12 protein-coding genes are annotated in these 15,847 nt (G+C 59.1%); 7 read left to right on the top strand and 5 right to left on the bottom strand.

Features of this window, described 5'->3' with window-relative positions:
- Window positions 1-60 precede the first annotated feature (60 nt).
- Window positions 61-1,410 (top strand): cytochrome c, encoded by a 1,350-nt coding sequence (locus tag BSK43_RS33815; protein ID WP_205910689.1) that lies wholly within the window; start codon window positions 61-63, stop codon window positions 1,408-1,410.
- A gap of 139 nt (window positions 1,411-1,549) precedes the next feature.
- Here BSK43_RS33815 and BSK43_RS33810 read toward each other — a convergent pair whose 3' ends face one another.
- Window positions 1,550-3,040 (bottom strand): HAMP domain-containing sensor histidine kinase, encoded by a 1,491-nt coding sequence (locus BSK43_RS33810; RefSeq protein ID WP_077470173.1) that lies wholly within the window; start codon window positions 3,038-3,040, stop codon window positions 1,550-1,552.
- Window positions 3,037-3,762 (bottom strand): response regulator, encoded by a 726-nt coding sequence (locus tag BSK43_RS33805; RefSeq protein WP_077470172.1) that lies wholly within the window; start codon window positions 3,760-3,762, stop codon window positions 3,037-3,039. The genes BSK43_RS33810 and BSK43_RS33805 overlap by 4 nt, the downstream gene beginning before the upstream one ends.
- Window positions 3,763-4,567: 805 nt before the next feature.
- Here BSK43_RS33805 and BSK43_RS33800 point away from each other — a divergent pair.
- The 6 genes from BSK43_RS33800 (at window position 4,568) to BSK43_RS33775 (ending at window position 11,866) form a co-directional block, all read left to right on the top strand.
- Window positions 4,568-5,146, top strand: a complete 579-nt coding sequence (locus BSK43_RS33800) for a flavodoxin (protein WP_077470170.1) — start codon at window positions 4,568-4,570, stop codon at window positions 5,144-5,146.
- 713 nt (window positions 5,147-5,859) lie between these two features.
- On the top strand, window positions 5,860-7,374 hold the full coding sequence (locus tag BSK43_RS33795) for an ABC transporter substrate-binding protein (protein ID WP_348641769.1): 1,515 nt from the start codon (window positions 5,860-5,862) through the stop codon (window positions 7,372-7,374).
- Window positions 7,375-7,394: 20 nt separating this feature from the next.
- On the top strand, window positions 7,395-8,336 hold the full coding sequence (locus BSK43_RS33790; protein WP_077470362.1) for an ABC transporter permease: 942 nt from the start codon (window positions 7,395-7,397) through the stop codon (window positions 8,334-8,336).
- Window positions 8,333-9,193, top strand: coding sequence for an ABC transporter permease (locus BSK43_RS33785; RefSeq protein ID WP_077470168.1), 861 nt, complete (start codon window positions 8,333-8,335; stop codon window positions 9,191-9,193). Before BSK43_RS33790 ends, BSK43_RS33785 begins: the two co-directional genes overlap by 4 nt.
- A gap of 2 nt (window positions 9,194-9,195) precedes the next feature.
- The gene (locus BSK43_RS33780) at window positions 9,196-11,007 is read left to right on the top strand and encodes an ABC transporter ATP-binding protein (protein ID WP_077470167.1); all 1,812 of its coding nucleotides are present in this window, start codon (window positions 9,196-9,198) and stop codon (window positions 11,005-11,007) included.
- Between the two features lie 211 nt (window positions 11,008-11,218).
- On the top strand, window positions 11,219-11,866 hold the full coding sequence (locus tag BSK43_RS33775; protein ID WP_077470166.1) for a hypothetical protein: 648 nt from the start codon (window positions 11,219-11,221) through the stop codon (window positions 11,864-11,866).
- A 47-nt stretch (window positions 11,867-11,913) separates the two neighbouring features.
- Here the strand turns inward: BSK43_RS33775 and BSK43_RS33770 are convergent, their stop codons facing one another.
- The 3 genes from BSK43_RS33770 to BSK43_RS33760 all read right to left on the bottom strand — a co-directional run bounded on the left by BSK43_RS33770 (window position 11,914) and on the right by BSK43_RS33760 (window position 15,247).
- Window positions 11,914-13,101: an arabinose transporter gene (locus BSK43_RS33770; RefSeq protein ID WP_077470165.1), complete on the bottom strand. Its 1,188-nt coding sequence runs from the start codon at window positions 13,099-13,101 to the stop codon at window positions 11,914-11,916.
- Window positions 13,102-13,297: 196 nt separating this feature from the next.
- Window positions 13,298-13,930, bottom strand: coding sequence for a TetR family transcriptional regulator (locus BSK43_RS33765; RefSeq protein WP_077470361.1), 633 nt, complete (start codon window positions 13,928-13,930; stop codon window positions 13,298-13,300).
- Between the two features lie 381 nt (window positions 13,931-14,311).
- Window positions 14,312-15,247 (bottom strand): WcbI family polysaccharide biosynthesis putative acetyltransferase, encoded by a 936-nt coding sequence (locus BSK43_RS33760; protein ID WP_246662775.1) that lies wholly within the window; start codon window positions 15,245-15,247, stop codon window positions 14,312-14,314.
- Window positions 15,248-15,847 lie beyond the last annotated feature (600 nt).

The raw sequence follows: 15,847 nt of genomic DNA, 5'->3' as shown, positions 1-15,847 counted from the left end.
TGCTTGGCTCCCTTTATGGCCGAATACGAAATCCTGAAGCAAAGACATGAGGGCACACCCTTGAGGAAATTTCTTCTGGTCCTTCTCTTGATCGTCGTACTTGTCGCTGGCGGCCTTACCTGGTTCGTCACCCGCAAGCCGGCATCTCCCTTCGACAACGTCGCCGCAGCGCAAGCGCCATCGGAGCAGTTGCTTCAACAAGGCGAGTATGTCGCTCGCCTGGGTGACTGCGTTGCCTGCCACAGCACGCCGAAAAGCGCTCCCTTTTCCGGAGGCCTGGAGATGGGGACGCCGCTCGGCTCCATCTTCACCACGAACATAACGCCGGACAAGGAAACCGGCATCGGCAACTATACGCTCGCCGATTTCGACCGAGCCGTTCGCCACGGCGTGGCGCGTGATGGGCAGCGCCTTTATCCGGCGATGCCCTATCCCTCCTACGTGAAGATGAACGACGACGACATTCGCGCGCTCTATGCCTATTTCATGAACCGGGTCGAGCCGGTGCATCAGGCGAGCAAGCCCTCGGACATCAAATGGCCGCTCAACATGCGCTGGCCGCTCGCACTCTGGAACGCTGTTTTCACCGAGCCAGGAACCTATCAGCCCAAGACTGCCGGCGATGAGCGCTGGAATCGCGGCGCCTATCTCGTCCAGGGACCGGGACACTGCGGCAGCTGTCATACGCCCCGAGCGATCACCATGGCGGAAAAGGCGCTTGATGAGAGCAGCCCGCTCTATCTCTCCGGCGCTCTTCTCGACGGCTGGTACGCTCCGAGCCTACGCGCCGATCCGAATACCGGCCTCGGACGGTGGAGCGAAGAGGATATCTACGCTTTCCTTAAGAACGGCAGGAACGAGCATGGTGTCGTCTTCGGCTCCATGGCGGATGCCTTCAACAATTCGACGCAGTTCATGAGCGATGACGACTTGAGGGCCATCAGCCACTATCTGAAATCATTGCCCGGCGACCCCGCCCGCGACGGGACGCCCTGGCAATATGTCGAGGCCGCCGCAAACAGTGCCGCCGTGCCTGCCGGTCAACAGAACCCCGGCGCGCAGACATTCATAGCCAAATGCAGCTTCTGTCATGGCATTGACGGTCGCGGGAAAGCGCCGTGGATTCCGCCGCTTGCCGGTTCGACCTCGTCACTTGCGAAGGAAAATGCGTCACAGATTAACGTGACCCTGAACGGCTCCGGCCGCGTCGTGGCGAGCGGCATTCCGGACGCCTACCGCATGCCTCCGTTCAGGCAGCAGCTTTCCGATCAGCAGGTCGCCGATGTCCTGACATTCGTCCGGTCGTCCTGGGGAAATCACGGCGGACCAGTCGTCGCCGACGATGTGAAAGCCTTGCGAGCACACACCGATCCGGCAAGCAGCAGCCCCATCGTACTGCAGATGCGATAGACAATGTTCGGCCGAAATGATCGTGCGGACGTTCGGCCTGGCGCATTTCCAGGAAAAGTGCGCAGCGGTTTTCCGTCTGGAAGTGCGTAACAACAAAGAGCTGGAGCGCTTTCGCGATTCGAAGAAAAGCGAAAATGCTCTAGCTTTCCTGTTCCGCCAGCTTGGGCGATCGTCTTTTTCTTCGGCTCGCCCGCGAGGAGGCCTGCACATGGCCTTCCTGTGGCAGCGAGATGATGGCCTTGAGGCCTGGATTGTTCGGCTGCAGGAGAATATCGCCGCCATGCTGGCGCGCAACTGCCCGGGCGATCGAAAGACCAAGGCCGACACCACCCGTGTCCCGGTTCCTCGATGTTTCAAGCCGAAAGAACGGCACGAAGACCTTTTCCTTCATATCCTCGGGGATCCCAGGCCCATTGTCTTCGATAATGATGTCGATGGCAGCGCTCGAATGGCAGATATAGATCTTCGCATGACCGCCGTAGCGCACGGCATTTTCTGCAAGATTGCGAACGGCGCGGCGCAGCCCGTCGGGCCGGCACCGATAGGTCGTCTTTGGCCCTTCGATGTATTCCACGGGCAGGCCAAGATCGGCAAGATCGTCACAGATACTGCCGACAAGGGCCTCCAGCTCTATCGCACGCGTCTCCTCGGTGGTGGATTCGCCGCGCGCAAAGGAGATGGCCGCCTCGGTCATGCCTTGAAGCTCGTCGATGGTCGCCAGCATCTTCTGCTGCACATCGGCGTCCTTGACGAATTCGGCCCGCAATCTTAGCGAGGTGAGTGGCGTCCTCAGATCATGGCCGATCGCGGCCAGCATTCTGGTGCGATCATCAACGAAGCGATGGAGACGCTGCTGCATCTTGTTGAATGCTTCAGCCGTGCGCTTGATATCGTCTGGCCCCTCTTCGGGCAAAGGCGGAAGGTTTTCACCTCGCCCCAAGGCTTCCGCGGAGACCGCGAGCCGCCTCAACGGACGTGCTATGCGACTGGCAATGAAGATACCGATAAGCGACAGGATCAGTGCGGTGATAGCCAGGGACGTCAGCGACTTCGAATCCCACCAGCCATCACTGATATTCTTATAGAAAGCCGTGTTCAGCCACACACCGTCGTTGAGCTTAATGGTCAAGCCGTAGCCATTGTGATCGTCGAAGTAAACGAACTTGGCAGGCCGCGGCAGGCTCCATAGAACCAGCGGCGGAGTGACCCAGTTCTCGGATGCGTTTGCCGTCGTCACCTCTGAGAAGCTCAGACGCTCCGTAACGGAATTCGAGCGCAGACCGTATTTCCTGCCGAGATCGATAAAATTCTCGATCGGACGCGTAAGCTCCGTTGCCGCGCGCCCACGCCATGCATTCGCATCGATCGGCTCTTCCTTGGAGAGCCAGAACCGGGAATAACTGGTTTCACTCGCCAGAAGAGCCTGCTCGCGCAGTGGTACCGGCATGGATTCCATCAGCCGTGTCATCGAGGCACACCTGCTGAAGAACTCCCCCTTCATGGCAGCATGCAGCGCCTTGGTGCGTTCATCCCAGGAAATCATGAATGTCAGAGCCTGCGAGACCACAAGGGCAAGCAGGGTAAATCCGATCAGCTGAGCCGCAAGGCTCCTCCTCCACCAATAGATCATTCGAACCCCACATCCACCGACAGGCTGTAGCCGCCGCCCCAATGCGTTTTGATGACCGAGGGGTTCTTCGGATCGGGTTCGATTTTCTTACGCAACCGGCTCACTTGATTGTCGATGCTTCTATCGAAAATATCAGCCGTCCTCCCGACCGTCAGATCGAGAAGCTGCTCGCGGCTGAGGACCATGCCGGGACGTTCGAGGAAGACCTTCAGAAGCCGGAATTCCGCTGTGCTCAACGGTACGCCGACGCCATCGTCCCCGGAAAGCTCCTGCCGCCCCATATTGATGCGCCAATGACCGACGCGCACGACCTTCGCCTTCTTCAATGTTTCCCGCTGCTGCTGCGGCAGGCTGTTTGCCCGGCGCAGGACGGCCCTGATCCTGGCCAGAAGCTCACGCGGATTGAACGGCTTCACCAGATAATCGTCGGCGCCGAGTTCAAGACCGATGATGCGGTCGGTATCCTCGGTCATTGCAGTCAGAAAGATGATCGGAATATCCGTCGTCGCGCGCAGATGGCGACAGACGGAAAGCCCATCCTCGCCAGGCATCATGACATCCAGAACAACAAGGTCCACGCCGTTGCGCTCGAGGATCCGCCGCAGAGCGACGCCGCTGTCTGCCACGCTTATCCTGTAACCGTGCTGCTCAAGATATTGGCCGACAAGATCTCGTATATCCGCATGGTCATCGACGACGGCGATATGTGCTGCTTTTTGCATGGGCCATTTCCAGAGTATTGATTCACCTTACAGAAGCCCAATCCGGCTCGCATCGAAAAAAGTGTATCAAAGTTTCACAACGACCGAGCAGTTGTAACCGGTGGATACCGAGCTCCGTCGGACCACCAGATTGCGCCTCAGTTGTCGTAAAAATATGCCGCGCACCACCAAATACATATCATGCTGTCGCAGCTTTGTCGCAGCCGGCAAACCTTCGCATGAGGCGGCGTAGCAGGGGCGATCCACCGATATGAGGATGACGGAAGTCTGCGCGGTCCCTTGCAGAGCAGGTTGCCCCATCTCCGCGAAAGTCTGGCGCTGCTATCACAGGCCTGGCTGCATGCTGATGGCGCATACAACCGCCGCGCGGCGACACGCGCTTACATCTTCGGCACAAAGCTGAGACATGCTCCGCCTATCCTGCTTCTCGAGATTCGCTCGCTTGGTCGACAATGTCGAACCCAACTGGAGGATATGGAATTGGCTATGGAGCTATCGCAAATCGCAACGTTACGTCGGGTGCTGGAAGCCTTCTGCTCTCACCATGAGCTGACATTTTCCGATCCACCAGCGATCTCCGCCGCACGGGAGCTGATGAGATTTGCTGACGAGGGTGAAAACGACCCCGTTGTTCTGGCACGGCGTCTCGAAGAGGTCATGCGCGCTGCGCATCACCGCCGGCCACCGGCGCAAAGGACGATGCCATTCAGCAGCGCCTCGGCCCCAAGGCAATAGATTGCGCGTGACGGATACGGATCAAACGCACTTGTCTCATCGAAGCCACTTGAGAAAAGAGAGCAAGCCGATGCAACTTTCTCGCCGCACCATGCTCACCTCGATGGTGGCAGTCGCCACTGCCCCCAAATGGAGCTTTGCCGCCGAGGCGCCAAGGACACTGGTCGTCTATTACTCCTATATGGGCCACACGAAATCCGTTGCCGAAAAAATCCGGACGCTCGTCGGCGGCGGGCTTTTCGAGATCCCGATGGCAAATCCTTACCCTCTCGACCTGCAGCGCATGGCGGCGCAGTCGAAATACGAACTCGAAACCGGCGAGCTTCCGCCATTGCTGGGTGATCTCCCCAGCGCATCGGACTATGATCTGATCCTGGTCGGGGGGCCGGTCTGGTGGAACACCGTCGCTCCACCGGTGATGAGCTTTCTTGAGAAAACGGACTTTATGGGACGGAAGGTCGGCCTCTTCGGCACATATGCACTCGCTCCCGCCCGCTACGAGAGAAGTTTCGCGGCGCAAACGCGCAATGCGGTCATCCTGTCGAGCCTGATGATCAGCGAATTCGATGTCGAGGAGCGGCGCGCCGACAGCGCCATATCCTCCTGGGCCTCCCAGGGCATGTCGAAAGAAGGCCCACAGGCTCTGTAAGTCCTTGGAGGCACCCCAGCACTTGGGCTGGTAAGAGCGATTTCCCATCTCACCTCCCGCGCGTCCACCGATAAAACGCACTCTCCCGCCGTTGGGTCGCTACCAGCGGGACGCCGATCGCTAGAATATCGGCCAGAGGCCGCTTGCCTCTATCGCGTCCCCAGCCATCCGATTTTCCCACCACTTTGCCGAAAGCCGGCGGATTAGAAATGGTTTTCAGACACGTAGCGCGTGGTTGATTTCGAATCCGTGCGACATAAGGATCGCGTGTGGAGCGATGCTCCGCGGCCGCGGCGGCGCCCAGCAGATCTGCAGCCTATGCCCCTAATTTGCGGGCACTCCGATCCATGAAAATCCGTGTGTAAAACTGATGATTTACGAAAATAATTTACATAGAAATGGGCGTGAGAATGAAAACCCGTTGACAAGACCGGTTGTCATGTCGTTATTAAGAAAAAAAATTACATTACTAAATATGAACGGGTGAACACGCAGTAGCGGGCCTTCCGAAAATCAACCGGGTCTGAATGCTGCCCATATTCGATCACCATGAGCCGACGGAACATCGCGGCGACATGCGAGCAGCGGCCAACGCCTTAGCGAACCGCCATGCCTTGAACCTGACATCCGACCGGATGAAAGCCGGCTGGATGCATGCTGATTGACAAGAGCGACGGCCCTGAAGGGGCGGCTGACAATAAAAGGGGATGATGATGAAAAGCGCATTGGTTCTGATCACATTGGCGATGCTCGCCGGTACCAGTAATCTGGCGATCGCCCAGACCTCGGACGGCGTTCTGACCGTCGCCACCATCGGCGAATTGCCCACCCTCGACGCCATGCAGACCCCGACCGATATCGTGCTGACGGTCGACCAGCATATTTTCGAAACGCTCTATACCTACGACGCCCAATGGAAGTCCGTTCCGCTACTTGCAGCCGCTCAGCCGACGATTTCCGAAGACGGCCTCACCTACCGCATTCCGCTGCGCGAAGGCGTGAAATTCCATGACGGCAGCGATTTCGGCTCAAAGGATGTCGTGGCCTCGCTGAAGCGCTGGATGAACGTCAACTCCAAGGGCAAGCAGGTCGCCACCATCGTTGACAGTCTGACGGCCGATGGTGATCACGCCGTGGTCTTCAAGCTGAAGTCGCGCTATGCGCCGCTGCTCGCTACCCTTTCGCAGTCCTCGATCATCATGCCCGCCGCCAAGGTTGCCGATACACTTACCGATTTCATCGGCACCGGCCCCTACATGCTCAAGGAACGCAAGCCGGACCAATATACGCAGCTGGTACGCTTCGATGGTTACAAGTCGCCCGAGGGTGAGCCGAACAACTATGCCGGCAAGCGCGAAGCTGTCGCCAAGGAAATCCGCTTCGTGCCGGTGCCGGACGCCAATACCCGCGTCGAAGGCCTGATTTCCGGGCAGTTCGATTTTGCCGACTCCCTGCCAGTCAGCGCCTATGACCGCATCGAAAAGAGCGGCAATGCCAAGCCCGTCATCTTCGAGAATACCGGCTGGGTGTCGCTCAACATGAACATGAAGCAGGGCCTGCTGACCAAGAAGCCGCTGCGCCAGGCCGTGCAGGCAGCGCTGAACTCTTCCGACATGATGCTCGCCGCCTTCAACGACCAGCGCTTCTTCAGCGTCGATGGCGCCTTCTTCCCGAAGGGATCCTTCTGGCACACCGATGCCGGCATCGTCCGTTACGGCGATGGCGATCCCGACACGGCGGCGAAGCTGCTGAAGGATGCCGGATATGACGGCACGCCGATCCGGCTTCTAACCAGCCGCCAGTATGAATTCCACTACAAGATCGGCGAGGTCGCCAAGGCCTATCTGGAGGCTGCCGGCTTCAAGGTCGACATGCAGGTCGTCGATTGGGCAACGCTGACGACCCGCCGCGCAGATCCGAAGGAATGGGATATCTTCATCACCCACTCCAACTTCCCCGGCGATCCGACAACGATCAACACGATCACGGACAGCTATCCCGGCTGGTATGTCTCTGACCAGAAGGCCAAGGCTGTCTCGACCTACATGGACGCGACGAGCGACGACGCGAAGCAGAAGGCGTGGGCAGGCATCCAGACCGTCATTTACGACGATGCGCCTCTCTACAAGGTCGGCAACTTCAACGCTCTTTCGGGTATTTCCGCATCGGTCACCGGCTATACGCCGACCTATTGGCCGCATTTCTGGAACGTCACCCCGAAGAAGTAAGGCTAAGGCACATGGCAAAGATCGCCCAGGCGCTTTTGCGACGTCTTGGAGGCATGGTGATCGTGCTCGCGCTTGTCGTGACGGTCGTCTTCATCATCGTCCGGGTCACCCCGGGCGATCCGGCTGCCGTCATGCTGGGCGCTGACGCCACGCCGCAGGACATCGCACAATTGCGGGCCAAGATGGGGCTCGATGCACCGCTGCTCGTTCAATACGGTCAGTTCGTGCTTGGCCTGTTCAAGGGCGACCTCGGGCAATCGATCTTTCTCAACCAGCCCGTCACGCAGGCGCTGGCGGCCCGCGCCGAGCCGACCTTCTTCCTGACGCTGTTTTCCATTCTGATCGCCACGGCGATTGCGCTTCCCGTCGGGATCATCTCGGCGGTGAAGCGGGGAACGATCTTCGATCAGATCGTCGTCGTCCTCACCATGGTCGCGGCGAGCGTTCCGAGCTTCTGGCTCGGCCTGATGCTGATACAGATCCTGGCCGTCGGCCAGGGCTGGTTCCCGGCCTCGGGCTATGGCGGACCGGATACCGACTTCCTCGAGCGTCTGCACCACCTCGTCCTGCCGGCGATCACGCTAGGCGTCGTCAATTCGGCAATGATCACCCGCTTCACCCGCGCCGCCATGCTCGACGTGCTCGGCGACGACTATGTGCGCACAGCCCGCGCCAAGGGAGCGAGCGAAGGCCGCGTCATCCTGAAGCATGCGCTCAAAAATGCGATGATCCCGATCATCACCGTCATCGGCCTCTCCGTCGCCATGCTCGTTGCCGGAGCAGTCGTGACTGAGACCGTCTTCGGTCTGCCCGGCGTCGGCAATCTTGTCGTCTCCGCCGTTCTGCGGCGCGACTATCCGGTGATCCAGGGCGCGCTTCTGGTGGTCGCGGCCATCTATGTGCTCATCAATTTCATTGTCGACATGCTCTATATTCTCGTCGATCCGAGGGTGCGCCTATGATGCTCGGCTCCTTCACACTTCCCTTCGCTTCGAGCCTGCGGCGCCTGTTCGGCAACCGCGCCATGCTGTTCGGTGCGCTCATTCTGCTCATCGTCATCGTAGCGGCCATCCTGGCGCCCTGGATCGCCCCTTACGCGCCGAACAAGCTTTCGATCATCAACAAGCTGAAGGCCCCGTCGACAGCCCATATCTTCGGCACCGACGAATTTGGGCGTGATATCTTCTCCCGCGCGATCTTCGCGGGCCGTATCTCGCTGCTGGTCAGCCTCGGTGTCGTCTGCATCTCCACCCTGCTCGGCGTATTCCTCGGCGTCATCGCTGGATATTTCCGCAGGCTGGACGCGCCGATCTCGCGGCTGCTCGATGCAATGATGTCCTTTCCCGACATTCTTCTCGCCATCGCGCTCGTCGCGGCTCTCGGGCCATCGCTTGTCACCGTGATCCTGGCGCTCGGCATCACCTATGCGCCGCGTCTTGCCCGCATCGTCCGCGGCTCGACACTGGTTCTGCGGGAACTGCCCTACATCGAAGCCGCCATCTCGATGGGCCTGCCGACCTGGCAGATCCTCGGCCGCCATGTCCTGCTCAATCTCGCATCACCCATTCTGGTGCAGGCAACCTTCGTCTTCGCCTCGGCAATGCTCGCGGAAGCGAGTCTTTCTTTCCTCGGCGTCGGTGTCTCCTCCGACATGCCGACCTGGGGAACCATGCTCGCCTCCGGCCGCGAATTCATGAACAACGCACCCTGGCTCATGGTCTTCCCTGGCCTTGCCATCGTCTTCTCGGTGCTGTCGCTGCAATTGCTCGGCGACGGCCTGCGCGATCTGGTCGATCCGCGCCTGGCAAAGGAGAGCTGATCATGGCTGACACGATCCAACCGGTTCTCTCGATCGAAAATCTGACGACCTCGTTCAAGACGGCCGAAGGCTGGCGCGCGGTCATCCGCAACATCAATCTGCAGGTCTCCGCCGGCGAAACCGTCGCCATCGTCGGTGAGTCGGGCTCGGGCAAGAGCGTGACGGCGCTGTCGACCATGCGCCTGCTGCCTCCGGGCAAGGCGCGCTGCGACGGCAAGATCTTGCTTTCGGGCAGGGATCTCCTCACCGTTTCGGAAGCGGAAATGCGTTCGGTTCGCGGCGGCTCCATCGGCATGATCTTCCAGGAGCCGATGACTTCGCTCAATCCGGTCTTCACGATAGGCAACCAGATCGCCGAAGCGCTGGTGCTGCACCAGAACCTCTCCTGGAAAGCTGCCGAGGCTGAGGCCTTGCGGCTGATGGAGCGCGTGCGCATTCCGGCGGCAAAGTCGCGGCTCCACGAATATCCGCATAAATTCTCCGGCGGCATGCGCCAGCGCGTGATGATCGCCATGGCGCTTGCCTGCCGACCAAAACTCCTGATCGCCGACGAGCCGACGACGGCGCTCGACGTCACCATCCAGGCCGAAATCCTACACCTCATCCGCGAGCTGCAGCGCGAAGAGAATATGGCCGTCCTCTTCATCACCCATGACATGGGCGTGGTAGCGGAGGTGGCCGACCGCACCGTCGTCATGTTCCGCGGCGACATGGTCGAGACCGGCGTCACGACGGATATTTTTGCGGCACCGAAGGAAATCTACACGAAGTCGCTTCTGGCCTCGATCCCGCGCCTCGGCACCATGGGCGAGACTGAATCTCCAAGGCGCTTTCCGGAGGTCGACGCCAAGACCGGCGAGGCCACGGAAGGCCGCGAGATGAAGCCGGTGGCGCAGAGCATCGCGCCGATCCTAAAAGTGGACAATCTCGCCGTCCGCTTCGATCTGCCGAACGGCCGCGTTCACGCCGTCGAAGACGTTTCCTTCGATCTTCGCCCTGGCGAAACACTCTCGCTCGTCGGCGAATCCGGCTGCGGCAAATCCACGACCGGGCGCACGATCATGCGCCTCATCGAGGCGACGGCCGGCTCCGTCGCCATCGACGGCAAGGACGTGACCAAGGCGGGAGCCAAGGAACTGCGGACCATGCGCCGCATGGCGCAGATCATTTTCCAGGATCCTTTCGCCTCGCTCAATCCACGCATGACGGTCGGCGCGGCGATCATCGAACCCATGTTGTCGCATAAGCTCATGGGCCGGCGAGAAGCCAAGGATCGCGTCGCCGAACTGCTCGATCAGGTAGGCCTGTCGGCCGCCGTTGCCAGTCGCTATCCGCATGAATTTTCCGGCGGCCAACGGCAGCGCATCTCCATCGCCCGGGCGCTGGCACTTAATCCGAGATTCATCATCGCCGACGAGGCCGTCTCGGCCCTCGACGTTTCCGTCAAGGCGCAGGTCTCCAATCTGCTGCTCGACCTACAGGACAAGCACGGCCTTGCCTATCTCTTCATCTCGCACGACATGGCCGTTGTCGAACGCATGAGCCATCGCGTCGCCGTGATGTATCTGGGCGAGATCGTCGAGATCGGCCCGCGTGCCGCCATTTTCGACAATCCGCAGCATCCCTATACCCGCCGCCTGATTTCGGCCGTGCCGATCCCCGACCCCACGCGGCGCGGCATGCAACCGCAAGCCCAGCGCGAAGAAATCAAAAGCGCGATCCGGCCCCACGACTATGTGCCGCCGAAGCGAAGCTATCAGGAAGTATCATCAGGCCATTTTGTACAGGATACGGCTGCGACCTGGACTGGCTGAGCCTCGACAAAGGACTGCCCTGCAGACATCTCTACCCGCATCTCATTGCTGATCAGCCCTCCGGATACAACGCAGGGTCTGCAAATCTAGCCTCGTGCAAGCCTGAGAAGATATGGCTTGCAACGGGATGGCGCATGCGTCCTCTCGGGATTTGGGGGCCTACGCCAAACGAGCACTGATGTGCCATTGGTGCAGATCAGGAGATATCGGCATGGTGAACAACATCAATTCGCTGCGGCTTTACAACACGCAGCTCGCTTTGCGGACGTTGCGCGTTGGGAACGCCGTTGACGACGACACATCGCAAATAACGAGATCGACGAGCCTGCTCTCAGGCGGCTCTTCCAGTTCGGTCCATTCCAACAGCAAACTCAACACCCTCCTGGAGGGTCTGCAGCGACACAATGGCACGACGAAAACCACGCCGCCGCCGACCGCTCCGAAGGTAACCAACGACATCACATCGAGCGATTTCATGAAGGCCCTCACTGCGAAGCTGAAAGCCTCTGTCAACGATCCCGTCAACGGCAAACAGGCACAGGCGATGCTGACCGCCCTCAAGAACGGTACCCTATCCGTGTCCGACCCGACCAAGGGCGTCGAGATCGATGCCTGGAACCCGGATGACAAGACCAGCAAGGCCGCCAAACCTGAAAAGATCGCAACCGATAACTGGAACGAGTTTCTGAAGGACCATCTGAAGCGAAGCGACAAGGGCAGCTTCACACGGACGGGCGACGGAAGCTACGTCGACAAGCCGACCGGGCAAAATGCCTTCTTCGGCAATCTCAACGGCAAATATTATTACGTAACCTGGCCAGCCGAGGTCACTATCAGCGTAAAGCCAGTATCAGCATGAGGTGAACCGGATGGTCCCCGGCCAGGCGGCGGGGACCATGCTTTCGCTCAACTGAACGCCGTTGCCCGCGCTCGCAGCAGGGAGAGGGCGATCAGCAGGCCGACCGATGCGGCAACCGTGCCGATCAGGAAGACGCTGTCATATCCGGCCCGGTCGGCCAGCAATCCCACCAAGGGGCCAGTCAGTCCGTAGGCAAGATCCTGGAAAGCCGAGAAGCCGCCCAGAGCCGTGCCGCGCAGATTTGGCTCGACAAGACGCACGACCTCGCGCCCCATCGACGGATAGACCAGCGAGCATCCGAGACCCGTCAAAAACGCACCGGCCAACGCAAGCATCGGATCTGTCGCGTTCCAGATCAGGAATTGCCCGACGATCTCGACAGCAAGCGATCCGGCTGCGACTGGAAGCCCGCCAATGCGATCCGGCAAATGTCCAAAGAGCAACCGCACCAGAACGAAACCGCAGCCGAAGGCCGTTAGCCCCAGCCCGGCATAGTTCCAGCCACGGTCGATAAAGTAGAGCGTGAAGAAGGCCCCGATCGCGGCAAAGCCTATGCCCTGAAGGCATACGATCGACCCGTGCAGCCAGATCTTGCCGACCACGCTCCAGAATGGCGGGCGCTCGGCGCCTGGATGGGCAGCAACGCCTGGAAGCCGCCAGATCGCCAATAGCCCGAGGCAGGGCAGGACTGCACCGATTGCCATGGAGCCAGCAAATCCGAACCGGTCGAGCAATACCAGCCCGACCGGAGCGCCAACGGCAAGGGCGCCGTAGATGGCCGCGCCGACCAAGGCCAGCACCTTACCCGAGCGCGCAGGCCCGACGAAACCTATCCCGCAGGCAATAACCCCGACGGCAACCAGGCTTTCGCCCAACCCCAGAAGCAGCCGGCCGGCAATGAGAAGCAGATAGGATGTCCACGGCGTTGGGATCAGCAGGCCGGCGCCCAGTGAGGTCAGCCCTCCTGCGGCATAAAAGGCCAGCCCGCGCGCCACCGCGACCTTGGCGCCACGCTGGTCCGACAGACTGCCGGCATAGCCTCGCGTCACGATGGTCGCAAGAAAGGCGATGCCGACCCCGAGACCGGCCCAGCCATTGCCGAGCCCAAGTTTCCCGGTGACATAGATCGGCACGATCGGAAGCGACATGCCGACACAAAGATAGGAAATGAAGAGAATGGCGCTCAGCAGCAGCAGGCGGCCGTGCGCCGGATCACGTATCGATTGGAAAGCCATGATAATCTCCAGGCTTTACTCGATCGGCGGAGGCACAAAAAAACGCACTCCGACCGACGAGGGTCGTTGAGTGCGTTGCTTGACGTCAAACGCTTACGGCCAGAATGTCTGGCTGGCCTTTCCCATAGGCGCTTGCCGAGCGGGTGTCAACATGATCGCTGTCGCCGCAACGAAGGGCCATGCCTGGAACATAGCCCTATTCGCGTTTGAGGCTTTCGAGATAGGCGCAAAACATATTCGCCATCGCATCCGCATAGGCGTCGATCTCGGCTTGAGTTCGCGGCGTCTCCGAAAATTGCTTTCCGACGGTAGCAAGCGTCGTCGTGATCAAATCCGCCGCCAGAGCACGGGTTTCCCCGGACACGTCAGGCAATGCCTCCTGCATGAAGCGCCGGACGGTAACGTCACCCGATGCTCTTGCCTCACGGGCCTCCGGCGCATCGCGATAGAGTGGAGCAGCGTCACTCAGCGCCACGCGCATCGCAGCCTCGTCGCATTCGGAACGGATGAAGGAATGAACGAGCGCACGCAGCCGGTCGAGCGGCGGCCTCCCCTTATCCTCAAGGATATCGCGCAGCAAATCGGTCGTCTGTCGCCATTCATCGCTCTGGAGCCGGAAGAGGATTGCTGCCTTGTTGGGGAAATATTGATAGACCGAGCCGACGCTGACGCCAGCCTTCTCCGCGACACGCGCGGTGGTGAAACGTTGAGCCCCCTCTTTCGCCAAAACCTGAGCCGCCGCCTGCAAGATCGCGGCAACGAGTTCCGTCGAGCGTGCCTGCTTCGGCAGCTTTCGCGAAGAAATCTGGGCTCTTGGGCGATCGGTCATGTCGGCAACTGGCAATGCAAGTGGTGAAATTGACGAATTAGTCGCATTTTACACGCTCCGCAAGCATGCAGCTAGGCACGAAGCAACCCGGAGGTCTATCGTTACGACCGAGGTGGAGTACCCTGCATGCCAATCATCCAGGAAGGCTCCGGGCCGTCGGGATCGAGACCGTGAATACCGAAGAATGTAACAACCAGGAAGTGCGATCGGCCATCGAATCCGGCTCCCTGGTCAGCACGCTGCCATGGGTGACGACGATCTTGCCTTTCTTAAACGACAATTTGAAGGGCTTCGAAACCTTGGGAGAACGGAAAGCAGTGGCGGCAACCCCGATCACAGGCCATGCCGAGACGGACGTCAGCTGTAGATTGGTTCGACGGGCTATGCGGCCACGGTCGCTTCGACTATGGCCGCTTTAACCTTGGCGTAGCTCTTCTGAAACGGGGGGGCCGCAACAATGGAGCCTGGAGGGTGCTCAGCATAAGCCGCGAAACTCAATTCTATGAATTTCTCCAGCGATATCAGGCGATATTCTCCTGCAACCTTGAAAAGGTAGGAACCATTGACGCCCAGAGCTTCGCCGATTTCCGGATAAATTGGATAACAGGGGCCGTTCACCAGGTTATCGAGCGGCAACACTCTACCCTCCCGAGTGTCGACGCCGAGATGCTGCATAAACATACGGGCTAAATCGTAGAGGCATTGGATTTTTGGATGGTTCAGCGAGTACATGAACGATTCAGTGCGCGACCATCGCCGAAAGGCCGAGGAGATATCCAGACCAAACTCAGAAAAGTCCTTCAATAGACGCGTGCGGCTCGCTTCCCATCTGTCGAAGAATCCGCATTTCTCGAAAACGTCTCTTCGAAATAGCTTGCGCGTTGCTTCGATGGACAGCCCGATATGATAAGCGGCCAATACGATCGTAGAGTGGTACACGCTCATTGGGCCGTCTACTTCAGCGCCTGAATGAGCGTAGCAGAGATCGGGGTGATAAGCGTCAAAACTGATAGACGGAAGAAGACTGAGATTTTGCGCGAGCGAGAAGTCGAAGTCCAAGCCTTTGAAGTATGGATGTATGATCATCCTGGAGTATGTCGGCAACGATTCCGCGAACTTGTCGACGTTGTGCATGAATATGTAATTGTCGACGGCGTCGATCGTAATGTCCGGATTAAGCAGCTGCATCGAATTGCCGACACCATATGTTTGGCAATTATAGACGAGGAGCCATTTCTCCATTTTTTCATTCCCGCCGGTTTGATCACGCGCGTTGGATGCCTTGATAAAGAGGGCTGCCTTGTAGTGGCAATCCATTTGGCGACAACGCTACCCAATTAGCGACGGTTGACGGAGTCGCTCCAAATTGCTGTGAAACAGCCGAAACACGCCTTGGCGTTCAGTCGCAAGGCATTCCCTCTCTACCAATTCTCGATGCTGTACATGAAAATGGCCCGGCCGCGCTCATCCAGTATGGAATCGACATCATAGTTTTTCTAGTTGTCGCACTTCGGGCAGTGAAAGCACGTTATCTCTTCTTTGTGGGAGCAGAGCCGCTCGATACCGTGCGGCCATTTGGACCATACTTCCATACGAACACACTCGGCAAAAGGTTCTCGTGTTTCGCATGCCTCACCTGCCACCCGTCCAGCTATGAGAAGGTGACACTTCTATCCTCACCTTGACCACCTACATCGCCTTCAACCAAACCTGTTTCCGTTGCCATCTGATCTTGCGCGCTACAGATGGACCCTCTCCGAAATGCGAACGCTTTCCTCAAAATCCAGAGGAACGAGCTTCGTACCGCAATTCATAACCCGAAATTTTCCCATATATTTCAATCTCATGCCCGACCGCTCGCGGCGCTCTCCGGCAACGCGAATAGAAAACGCGACGGTTTATTCGTATTTTTGCTCC

This window comes from Rhizobium sp. P44RR-XXIV, assembly GCF_001999485.2.
Classification (GTDB): Bacteria; Pseudomonadota; Alphaproteobacteria; order Rhizobiales; family Rhizobiaceae; genus Rhizobium.
The sequence above is the reverse complement of the archived record's forward strand: the minus strand, read 5'-3'. Positions and strand labels throughout refer to the sequence as shown.